At 40.0% G+C, this 11,903-nt stretch carries 10 protein-coding genes; all 10 read left to right on the forward strand.

Annotated elements, in window-relative coordinates; translation table 11 throughout:
- Positions 1–858 precede the first annotated feature (858 nt).
- The gene (locus K5Q92_RS09830; RefSeq protein WP_220768824.1) at positions 859–3,600 is read left to right on the forward strand and encodes an SLBB domain-containing protein; all 2,742 of its coding nucleotides are present in this window, start codon (positions 859–861) and stop codon (positions 3,598–3,600) included.
- Between the two features lie 278 nt (positions 3,601–3,878).
- Positions 3,879–4,256 carry a four helix bundle protein gene (locus K5Q92_RS09835; protein ID WP_220768825.1) on the forward strand — a complete coding sequence of 126 codons (378 nt, stop codon included), beginning with the start codon at positions 3,879–3,881 and terminating at the stop codon, positions 4,254–4,256.
- Positions 4,257–4,322: 66 nt separating this feature from the next.
- A complete protein-coding gene (locus K5Q92_RS09840; protein ID WP_220768826.1) occupies positions 4,323–5,300 on the forward strand; it encodes a Wzz/FepE/Etk N-terminal domain-containing protein in 978 nt (325 codons plus the stop codon).
- Positions 5,301–5,534: 234 nt separating this feature from the next.
- Positions 5,535–6,686: a dTDP-glucose 4,6-dehydratase gene (locus K5Q92_RS09845; protein WP_220768827.1), complete on the forward strand. Its 1,152-nt coding sequence runs from the start codon at positions 5,535–5,537 to the stop codon at positions 6,684–6,686.
- Positions 6,686–7,573, forward strand: a complete 888-nt coding sequence (gene rfbA, locus K5Q92_RS09850) for a glucose-1-phosphate thymidylyltransferase RfbA (protein WP_071477458.1) — start codon at positions 6,686–6,688, stop codon at positions 7,571–7,573. Before K5Q92_RS09845 ends, rfbA begins: the two co-directional genes overlap by 1 nt.
- A complete protein-coding gene (gene rfbD / locus K5Q92_RS09855) occupies positions 7,573–8,454 on the forward strand; it encodes a dTDP-4-dehydrorhamnose reductase (RefSeq protein WP_220768828.1) in 882 nt (293 codons plus the stop codon). Before rfbA ends, rfbD begins: the two co-directional genes overlap by 1 nt.
- Before the next feature lie 4 nt (positions 8,455–8,458).
- Positions 8,459–9,001: a dTDP-4-dehydrorhamnose 3,5-epimerase gene (rfbC, locus tag K5Q92_RS09860; protein WP_220768829.1), complete on the forward strand. Its 543-nt coding sequence runs from the start codon at positions 8,459–8,461 to the stop codon at positions 8,999–9,001.
- Positions 8,985–10,277: a flippase gene (locus tag K5Q92_RS09865; RefSeq protein WP_220768830.1), complete on the forward strand. Its 1,293-nt coding sequence runs from the start codon at positions 8,985–8,987 to the stop codon at positions 10,275–10,277. Before rfbC ends, K5Q92_RS09865 begins: the two co-directional genes overlap by 17 nt.
- Before the next feature lie 4 nt (positions 10,278–10,281).
- The gene (locus K5Q92_RS09870) at positions 10,282–11,601 is read left to right on the forward strand and encodes an O-antigen polymerase (RefSeq protein ID WP_220768831.1); all 1,320 of its coding nucleotides are present in this window, start codon (positions 10,282–10,284) and stop codon (positions 11,599–11,601) included.
- A 1-nt stretch (position 11,602) separates the two neighbouring features.
- A partial coding sequence (locus K5Q92_RS09875) for an AAC(3) family N-acetyltransferase (RefSeq protein ID WP_220768832.1) occupies positions 11,603–11,903 on the forward strand: 301 nt, incomplete at its 3' end.

Genomic DNA, 11,903 nt, shown 5'->3' on the forward strand with positions numbered 1-11,903 from the left:
TATCGCCATCTGAACCATAAGCAGCCATAGAGTTACTGCTCAAATGGATGAGTTAGTGTATAATTCCGCGCTGCTCTATAAGAGGGCTTTAAAAGTCATTTTATATAGCAACTTTATATGGAAACCTTAGCCGACGGTTAAATGTAACCAGCTGCGTTGTTTTACAAAAAAAGTTACAGCAAGTTACGGCAAGTGAGGCTAAGTGGAGCACAAAGCTTTGACTAAAAGCTGAAACTGATTGTCCGTAATAAACGTGATTGTTACGCAGTCAGTAACAGAATGCCCTTGATACAGGTATAGATAACAGGGCAAAAAAGCGCAAGAAACAAGCAAGATTGAGTTGGTTTAATGTAGAACTCAGGGGCAACTGTTACAGTCCGCTGCTGAATTTACCTTAAGTTAATTTGAAAAAATAACGCAAAATCAGACAAGTCCGCATTGCGGATGGGCAATTTGGAAGCCGCAATCCATGGGCGGTAGCGTGCCCGCAGGGCATCGAATGAAAAGTTTCATTCGTTAAGCGCTAGCCGAAGGCCTCTGGCCGCCACGCGGGTCGGTAGCGTGCCTGAAAGCGAAGAAGGACGCTGCGCTGCTAGGGCGTGACTTCGTCACTTCGAGGACGGACTTCGTCCTACTAGGAAAATCAAAGGAAAAATCAACAGAAACACCACTTGGCCTTTGATATTGATTTTATGCTTTGCTAGAACCTAATTTTTATAGATTCTAGAAGGAGCAACGCGACGCTCTCGAAGTGACATTCAGTTGAAATAACAGTCACGTCCTAGCAGCGTAGCGTCCTTCTTTGTTTTTACCGTCTCAGCTTTTAACCTATTTTTAACCCTCTCTCGGAGATCACTGGTGCTTAACAAGACTAAAAACCTCATCATAGCTGGCATGTCAGCGCTGATACTACTGTCAGGGCAGGCGAGCGCAATTACGCCTTCTCCGCAAATGATAGAGCAATTTAAAAATCTTCCAGCATCTGAGCAGCAACGCTTAGCAAAGCAGTATGGTATCGACCCATCGATGCTAGGCGGAAGCAACGCTCAGCCGCAACTTGAAAACCCTCAAGTGGTAAATGAGCGTGTTAATACTAATGCTGTTGTCGATCAGTCCTCTAACGCCAACAATGAGCTGAACTTCGAGCAAGACAATAACAAGCAAGAACTTCAGCGCTTTGGCTATGATATGTTTGCTGGTGAGCCAACCACTTTTGCACCGGTATCAGATGTGCCCGTACCGAGTGAATATTTAGTGGGTCCCGGTGACAACATTAAAGTGCAGCTTTATGGTAAAGACAATAAAGAGTATGACCTTGTCATCAATCGTGAAGGTGTTATTCAGTTCCCTGAACTTGGTCCTATTACCGTCGCTGGGTTAACCTTCAGTGAGTTGCGTGAAACCTTATCTGAGCGTATCAGCCAACAGATGATTGGTATTCAGTCAAATATCACCATGGGCGAGTTACGCTCGATTCGCATTTTTGTCGCGGGCGATGCTTACAACCCAGGTTCTTACACGGTTTCAAGTCTTTCTACTATTACTCAGGCTCTATTTGTGGCCGGCGGCGTAAATGAAATCGGCTCACTACGTAATATTCAAGTAAAGCGCAACGGCAAGCTTGTAGGTAGCATGGATCTATATGACCTGCTGCTTCGTGGCGATGCATCGGGTGATATAAGCCTACGCTCTGGCGATGTAGTATTTATTCCATCAGTTGGCGGCTTAGTTAGTGTAACGGGTGAAGTGCGCCGCCCAGCTATCTATGAGCTTAAAAAGCATGAAACCATGGCTGAAGTGATCGAGATGGCAGCAGGGTTAAAACCTGGTGCTTATCCAAAACGCAGTAGCGTTGAGCGTTTCAATGCAAACAGCCTAAAATCAATTTTGAATGTCGATTTAACATCAGCTAAAGGCAAAGCAACTAAAGCGGTTGCCGGTGACGTTATCCGCGTTAAAAGCGCTACCACACAATATGAAGATGCCATTACCGTTGTAGGCGCAGTAGTACGCCCAGGTAAATATCAGTGGTATCAAGGTCAAAAAGTCAGTGACCTAGTACCGTCTATCTGGGGCGACCTATCTGTTTCTGCTGATCTTGAATACGCAATCATCGTACGTGAAATCAATAAGCAAGGTGACATTCAGGTTTATCAATTCTCTCCAGTTCAGGCGATTAACGGCAAAGTTGCTTCACAAGACTTATCGCTGCAAGCGCGCGATAAAGTGATCTTCTTTAACTTTAGCGATCTAACACAAAGCCGTTACGAGCTAAACAAACTGGTAAAAGAACGAGTTAAAAAGGTTCAATCACTTGCTGGTAACTCATTAATTGGTAATGACCTATTTAGCGCAGGTTTCTCACAGTTAAACCAACAAAAATTTGCTGACCGTTCTGAGCTTGGTGGCGTAGCCATTAATAGCCAAGTTCAAGAACAGGACCCAACAGCCAAAGCGATAAAAGGTGAAGTCAACAAGATGTTGGTTAACCTTTTTGAAGACAGCGATTTAATAAAGCTCAGCGGCGAAATGAACCGCGGTGAATTGCTTTACCCTGTAGTGATGAAGCTTAACAGCCAAGGGCGTGCTGGTAAGGGCGTTCAAGCTGTTGCTATCAACGGGCGAGTGAACAACCCTGGCATCTATCCATTATCTGTAAATGCGCGCATTAAAGACTTGGTTATGGCCGCAGGCGGTCTAGAAGAGGGCGCATATACACTACGTGCAGAACTAACAAGTACGTATACAACAGCGGATGGTTCAGCAATTAAGCATACGAACATTGCTTTAGAGTCTGCCCTTCAAGGTGATGCAACGCAAAATATCGCTTTAAAAGGTCGTGATATCTTAACTGTAATGACAACGCCTGATTGGCAAGATAATAAGTCAGTTGAGATCCGCGGTGAGGTTAAATTCCCTGGTACTTACAACATTCGACGTGGTGAAACCCTTGCTGATGTATTACAGCGCGCCGGCGGGTTTACAGAATATGCATATTTGCCTTCTTCTGTATTTGTGCGTGAATCAGTACGTCAGCAAGAGCAGTTAGAAATCAAAAAGCTTGCGGACCAACTGCGCAGGGATATTGCAACTCGTGGCGTATCGAAAGACGGTAATGTAGTTAATTACTCAGATGCGCAAATGATGCTAACTGATTTGGAAACCATCAAAGCAGTTGGTCGTTTAGTCGTCGATCTATCTGCAATCTCGGTGGGTATAAAGCAAGCGGATCTTCAGTTAGAGGATAAAGACGTACTTTATATTCCATCAACTAAGCAAACGATTGCAGTAATGGGTGAAGTTCAACATGCAGCAACTCATCGCTTTAAAGAGGGCCAAACTGTCGAGCAGTACCTTGCGATGTCTGGTGGTGTACGTGAACGTGCCGATGACGATAGAACCTATGTTATCAAAGCTGATGGCTCTGTAATGCTTCCAAGCCGTTCAATGTGGTTTAGCAGTGAAACCAGCCTACAACCAGGTGACACCATCATTGTACCGCTTGATACCGAGTACAAAGACAACTTAACTCTTTGGACGCAAGTCACAAGCATCATCTACAACACTGCAGTCGCATTCGCCACAGTCGCAAATCTTTAGTCTTAGAACGCCGTTGGCTTGCTAGAACGTTCGCAAGCTCACGGCTAGAACGCTACGCTGCTAGAGAGGGCGGCCGAGAATCTAGATGCTAGAATGCTAAGCTGCTAGAACGGGCTTCGCTCTGCTATAAAAGCAAAAGCTTAAGAGCCAGCGTTATATACTACGTCAGTGCTATCTTTTGCTTTTATAGAATCTAGCAGGAGCGTAGCGACGCTCTCGCCGTGACAAAGTCACGAACTAGAAGCGGAGCGCTCTGCTACAAAGCTAAGGAGTAGCTAATGAGATTCGAACAACTGGATGTTTGGAAAAGAGCTTCAAGACTGTCTTGCGATATATATAAAGCGACAGAAGCAGTACAAAATTGGGGCTTTAAAGATCAAATAACACGCTCGGGCTTATCAGTTCCTTCGAATATAGCCGAAGGTGAAGAGCGAGAAACCAACAAAGAGAAAGTACGTTTTTTGTATTATGCAAAAGGCTCACTTGGCGAGTTGGTTACACAATTATATATAGGCATTGAGGTTGGTTACTTAAATAAAGAACGCTCAATGGAAATGATAAAAGAAGCTAAAGAGCTAGCAAAAATCATAGGTTCTCTAATTAGAAATAAGGAATCACAGATTAAAGAAGAAAACGCTGATTACAACATTGAGTAACAGCCTTTATAGCAGCGTAGCGCTCTATCCGCGAAGCGTCCTAGAATCTAGAATCTGAAGAATATAATGAATAAAGACATACAACAAACCAACACTGACGCACAGTTCCCACATATGAACTCCGTTCATAGCCCGCAAGACGACGAAATCGACCTTCGAGAACTCTTCTCCGTCATCTGGCAAGGAAAATGGCTCATCATCGCAATCACAGTAGTCTTCGCAATTAGCTCTGTGATCTTCGCTTTAATGCAGCCTAACATCTATAAATCTGAAGCATTACTTGCCCCTGCAAGTGAAGAGCAAGGCGGTGGACTTAGTGCATTAGCTAGCCAGTTTGGTGGCTTAGCCAGTATGGCGGGCATTAACTTAGGCGCGGGCGGTGGCGTTGATAAAACGCAAATGGCGATAGAGGTGCTCAAATCTCGCCAATTCGCGAGCCAGTTTATTCAAAAACACAGCATTTTGCCAGACTTGATGGCTGCAGATAAGTGGAACATGGCCCATAACACAATCTCCTACGATGACGAGCTATATATCCCCGAAACTAAAATCTGGGTGCGTGAGGTTAAAGCGCCGTTTAAGCCAGAACCCTCAATGCAAGAAGCTTATAAAGAGTTTAGTGAAGTTTTTAAGGTTAACTCTTCCAAAGATACTGGCATGGTTACAATATCTATTGAACATCTATCACCTAGTATTGCCCAGCAATGGGTAACCTGGTTAGTTGAAGATATTAACCAGGTGATGAAAGAGCGTGATGTTGCCGAAGCCATTCGCAGTAGTGAATTCTTAAATAAACAAATCGCACTGACAAACGTCGCCGATATTCGCTCGATTCTATATAAGTTAATTGAAGAACAGGCTAAGACAATTATGTTTGCTGAAGTGCGAGATGAATATGTTTTTAAAACGATTGACCCAGCGTTAGTTCCTGAAGAAAAAGCAGGCCCCAAACGAGCATTGATATGTGTACTTGGTACTATGTTGGGCGGCATGTTGGCTGTGATGATTGTTTTAATCAGGCATTTTGTTAGAAAAGAAGCATAGGGTTCTTTCTTTTATAGTTTCTAGCAGCGAAGCGCTCTAGAGTCTTCTTTAAAACTCGAATCCCAAGGCTTACAAGAGATAGCATTTACTTAGAAATAAGAGTGACAGTCTCAAAATGGATTAAAAGTGTCTCAGTTTGGTTCTACAGGTTGAGATTGAGAAGTGTGATTATTCAATTCACAGCGTTTAAATTAAACTTGTTTTAGACAAGTAATACATCTTGGAAATATAAAAATGAAAATTTTAGTTACAGGGGGAGCAGGTTTTATTGGCTCAGCGGTAGTGCGTCATATCATTAATAATACACAAGATAGTGTTACCAATGTCGATAAATTAACTTACGCCGGTAACCTCGAATCGTTAGCGAGTATTGAGTCTAGTGAACGATATGTCTTCGAGCAAGTTGATATTTGCGACCGTGCTGAATTAGACAGAGTCTTTGCTGAATGTCAGCCTGATGCTGTTATGCATTTAGCTGCAGAGTCACATGTTGATCGTTCTATCACAGGCCCTGCAGATTTCATTCAAACAAATATTGTGGGCACCTATACGCTTCTTGAGGCGACAAGAGCGTATTGGAACACATTATCCGAAGATGCTAAGCAAGCATTTCGTTTCCATCACATATCAACCGATGAAGTCTATGGCGATTTACCACACCCTGATGATATTGAGGGGGGAACAGAGCCCTCAGCAGGTAAAGAGCCTTCAGCGGAAAATAAGCCTTTAGCGAATAAAAAGTTACCGTTATTTACTGAAACGACATCATACGAGCCATCAAGTCCGTACTCTGCATCTAAGGCTAGTTCAGACCATCTTGTTCGCGCTTGGCTAAGAACCTACGGCTTACCAACGATAGTAACAAACTGTTCAAATAACTATGGTCCTTACCACTTTCCTGAAAAATTGATCCCACTGGTTATTTTAAATGCATTAGAAGGAAAACCATTACCTATTTACGGTAAAGGCGATCAAATTCGAGATTGGCTATATGTTGAAGATCACGCAAGGGCACTTTATAAAGTTGTTACTGAAGGTGTTGTTGGCGAAACCTATAACATTGGTGGTCATAACGAAAAACAAAACCTAGAAGTTGTGCAAACAATTTGCTCAATTTTAGACATTTTAGTGCCAAAAGAAACTAAATATAGCGAACAAATTACTTATGTTACCGATAGGCCGGGGCACGACAGGCGTTACGCAATTGATTCTAGCAAAATGCAGCGTGAGCTTAGCTGGACGCCAGTAGAAACGTTTGATACAGGTCTTAAAAAGACGGTTGAGTGGTATTTGACCAATCAAGAGTGGTGTCAACACGTGCAAGATGGCAGTTATCAGCGTGAACGTCTAGGTGTAGAAGCAACGACATCAAGGGAAGAAGTATAATGAAGGGTATAGTATTAGCCGGAGGTAGTGGCACTCGTTTATATCCATTAACTCGTGGTGTATCAAAGCAACTACTGCCAATCTACGATAAGCCAATGGTGTTTTATCCTATTTCAACTCTGATGCTTGCAGGCATTAAAGATATCTTAATCATCACTACTCCTGAAGACAACGCAGGCTTTAAGCGATTATTAGGTGATGGTGCTGATTTTGGAGTTAATCTTGAGTATGCGATTCAACCAAGTCCTGACGGCTTAGCCCAAGCTTTCATCATTGGTGAAGAGTTTATTGGTGATGACAGTGTTTGTTTGGTCCTTGGCGACAATATCTTTTACGGTCAATCTTTCTCAAATACACTGAGAAACGCAGCTTCGCGTGAGTCTGGAGCAACTGTTTTCGGTTATCAAGTTAAAGACCCTGAGCGCTTTGGTGTGGTTGAATTTGATGAAGATATGAAAGCTATATCGATTGAAGAAAAGCCAGAAACACCAAAATCTAACTATGCGGTTACCGGTCTTTATTTCTACGATAACCGTGTTGTTGAAATGGCAAAACAAGTAAAACCTTCTCATCGAGGTGAACTTGAAATTACCACGTTAAATGAAATGTATCTTAATGACGGCTTGTTGAACGTCGAATTATTAGGTCGTGGCTTCGCTTGGTTAGATACAGGCACTCATGAAAGTCTTCATGAAGCCTCTTCTTTTGTTCAAACCATTGAAAATGTTCAAGGACTGAAAGTTGCATGTTTAGAAGAAATTGCATGGCGTAATGGTTGGTTAAGCGATGAGCAGGTGCTAACGCTGGCCAAGCCGATGATGAAGAATGAATACGGTCAGTATTTGACTCGTTTAGTAAATGAAAACCAAAAAAAGGCTGTAAGTTAATGCGAGTACTAATTACAGGATGTTATGGACAAGTAGGCTGTAGCCTTACGGATCAATTAGCTAAGGACGCTAATGCAACAGTATTGGCGCTTGATAGAGACAGCCTTGATATTACTAATCAAGATGTTGTTAATGCAGTGGTTACCGAGTTTAAACCTACTATCATTATTAATGCCGCAGCACATACCGCTGTTGATAGAGCAGAAGAAGAAGTTGAGCTTTCTTATGCCATTAATCGTGATGGACCTAAATATCTTGCAAAAGCCGCGCAAGTTGTGGGGGCTGCAATATTACATATATCAACGGATTATGTCTTTGAAGGGGATAAAGTTGGTGAGTATGTAGAAAGTGACATCACAAACCCACAAGGGATTTATGGCAAAAGTAAGCTTGCAGGTGAAACAGCAGTAGCTGAAATGTGCGACAAACATATCATTCTTCGTACCGCTTGGGTGTTTGGTGAAAAAGGAAACAACTTTGTAAAAACAATGCTGCGTTTAGGTTCAACTCGTGATGCATTGAATATTGTTGGCGATCAGTTTGGTGGACCAACCTACGCAGGTGATATTGCTAACGCGTTAATACAAATCGCTAAACGGATTGATCAAGGTGATGTTATTGAGTTTGGTATATATCACTTTTCTGGTTTACCACATGTAAGCTGGTACGAGTTTGCAGAAACTATTTTTGATACAGCAGTCGGCCAAGGGCTAATTCAAAAAAAGCCAGGTCTTAATAGTATTACTACAGAGCAATACCCAACACCAGCAAAGCGTCCTAGTAACTCTCGTCTCAGTACTGAAAAAATTAATAATGCATTCGCTATAGAAGCGAGTAACTGGAAGACTGCATTAAATAATATTCAAGCATATACAGGATAAGATAATGAAAGTAATAGATACCCGTATTCCTGATGTAAAAATTATAGAGCCAAGCGTATTTGGTGACGAACGCGGTTTTTTTATGGAAACCTGGAATCAAAAAAAATTCGAAGAATTAGTGACAGGAAAACCTACACAGTTTGTGCAAGATAACCATTCAAAATCCAAGAAAGGGATTTTACGAGGTTTACATTACCAAACTGAAAATACTCAAGGAAAGTTAGTTCGAGTCGTTTCTGGTGAAGTATATGATGTTGCTGTGGATATTCGAAAAGGTTCATCAACATTCGGTCAATGGGTCGGAGAATATCTTTCAGCTGACAACAAGCGCCAACTTTGGATACCTGAAGGTTTTGCCCATGGCTTTTATGTGACGAGTGAAGAAGCTGAATTTGTTTATAAATGTACAAATTATTACCATCCTCAGTCCGAAGTATCAATTGCCTGGAACGATCCGGATATAAATATCAGCTGGCCTATAGACTTATTTCCAACTTTGTCACTAAAAGACCAGCATGGTAGATCGCTAAATGATGAAAAGTATTAACCTAAAGATTAGGACAAATGCACTCTGGAATTTAGCAGGTTCAATATTACCACTTTTACTTGGCCTCGTAACTATTCCCATTTTGATAAAAGGGATTGGGAACGAATTATTTGGGCTTTTATCTTTAATATGGATCATTATTGGCTATCTAAGCATATTTGATTTAGGTATAGGACGGGCACTAACTCAAAGAGTCGCAACAAAGATTGGTGAAAATGACTTTGAAAGTCTAGAAAGTACCATCTATACAGGGCTTATCTTTACTGCGACAATTGGAGTCGTAATTGGAGCGGTATTTCTTTCTCTAACGGGTGTTTTGTCCAGTAGTTGGCTAAGCATTACAATAGATAATCAAACGGCAGCATTTTATTCTTTGGTACTTGTTGCGTTAATCACTCCTGTTACAACTAGCTCTAATGGATTAAGAGGTGTTCTTGAGGCATATGGTCTTTTTAAAGTTATTAATGTAATACGTTTGTTTCATGGGGCGTTGAATTTCATTTTACCTTTAATTGTGTATCTTGTTTCGGGACCAAACTTAGTCTTTATTACTTTATCACTTTGTCTATTAAGATTAGTTATTGCATTTGTTACATATAGATGCGTAGTAAAAAATACCGCATACAAAAGGAAAACCGATTTTTCAAAAGATGAATTGAAGGTCTTGTTGGGGTTTGGTTCTTGGATGACCTTATCTAATGTAGTAAACCCAATGATGGATGCGCTTGATAAATTTATTATTTCTGCAAAGGTAGGAGCTTCGAACGTTTTATTTTATACAGTTCCTTTTGATTTACTTTCTAGGCTGTTCATTTTGCCAACAGCTATTACTTCTGTTGTTTTCCCAAAATTTTCAGAGTTATGGTGCCAAGATCTTAATGAACTCAGAGAGTTGTATTATAGCACTTTGAAACTAGTAATGATTGGTATGCTTATTATTTGTGTTTTTATGGGCATCTTTAGTAAGGATTTTCTATCATTATGGATAGATAAAGAATTCTCAGAAAAAGCTCATCTTGTGGGCTTGGTTTTAATGATAGGTGTTTATTTTAATTGTGTTGCAAGAGTACCGTTCGCACTTGTTCAGTCTTGTGGTGATTCCAAAACAACCGCTAAACTTCATGTCTTTGAGTGTACACTGTATTTACCGATTATGTATTATTCTATAGTCGAGTTTGGCCTGATTGGCGCAGCGTGTTCATGGGTAGCTCGTGTGGGTTTTGATATGTTTGCTTTGCTATTTATTGCAAATGTCAAGCTTAGACAAAGAATGTGATTATATGTTGGTTTTACTCGTTTTCACTTTATTTATCATGCTTGTTATGGCGATGTATCTTACAAAGTATGATGTGTTATCGCCAAGTATTGTGTTAATTATAGGCTTCCTTATTACGTCCGTTTCAAGTTTATATGTAAATATTATCAGCGACATGTCAATCAGTATGGTTACATACTTGGTTATTGTTACTAGCATAATGTTTTTCCTTTGTGGAGAAGGGCTGGCAAAGGTTTTTGTTAACTCTATAAGCAAGTCAGTAACAAGGTGCGGCAATATAAACACAAAAGAGACGAATATAGATTATCATGTTCCGCAATCATTCCTATATTTAATTGTCGTAGTTGCTCTTTATACATGTCTTGGTCAATATGAATATATTTTAGAATCAGGGCGTTTGTTCTCAAAAGATGGAGGGACTTTGGAGCTGATTGCAGCATCTAGAATTTGTACCATTGAACCTATTGCTTGTGAAAGTGTTCCATTTTCTATGGCACTTAAATTAGGGCTGTTAACAACTAAGTGTATATCGTATTTTATTGTGTTTCTGCTTATATTTAAAAGGGGTGACCAACACTTAAAAAGAAAGGCTTCTCGATTCGCTTTTTATTTGATATTAACTTTGTTTTGCATTCAATTGCTTTTATCAACAGCTAGAACAGGGTTTATTTATTTTTTAATATATGTCTTTGCAATGTGGGCTTTTTTTCAATACAAATCAGAGCGTGTGAGGAAAAAAGCAGTTAAAGTGATTTTAAAAAAAGCAGTAAAAGTCTTTTTGTTTTCCTGTCTTATTTTTTACGCTTTAGGCTATTTCACTTCTAAATCAAATGACTTGAGTATAGCTGACATGCTGATTGGATATACGGGCTACCAAAATTTTGCATTAGACCTTTATCTTGATGATGAATGTAATAAATTCTGTAGCCCGATTGGTCCAGAAACATTTTATGGGCTTAGAGCTACTCTATTTAGGTTTGGTTTCGTTGAAAATTGGATGAGGGCAAATCTTAGCTTTGCCGAATTTGAAAACGGGCGTTCTTCAAATGTTTACACAGCTATAAGAAGGGTTATTTCGGACTTTAGTCTATTTGGTTCTTATATTTACTTTTTTATCTTAGGTGTTTTTTATGGAGTTCTATACAAAAGCATTCAGATAAACAGAAAAAATGACTTTAGTATTGCCTTATACTGCATGCTCTTGTTTCCTGTGTTTATGAATGCTTGGGAGGAACGATTTTCTAATGTTGTTTTCTCTACGTTTATGTTTGCTAATGTCATTATCCTATATTTTGTTTTTTACATATTTAAAAGGCGTTATTAATATGGCTATTCTTAAAGTAATATTAGAGAAGTCACCCTGGTTAGAAGTTTTTATTAGGCGAATTTATTACTTTGTAAAAGAAAGAGGTTTATTTAATGGTGATAAAAATGCGACAAAGAGTAATATACGGGTAAAAGCCGATTTTTCTTTATTAAAAAATTATTTGCTTTCGCTAGGAATAAAAAAGGGAGATATATTAATAGTGCATTCTAGTTATGATGAGCTTAAATCTTTCGATGTTAATCCTGTTGTTATAATAAGTTTTTTACGTGGGTTAGTTGGTGATGAGGGGACTTTAGTTT

Origin of the sequence: Shewanella sp. MBTL60-007, from assembly GCF_019654915.1 — a bacterium.
Classification (GTDB): domain Bacteria; phylum Pseudomonadota; class Gammaproteobacteria; order Enterobacterales; family Shewanellaceae; genus Shewanella.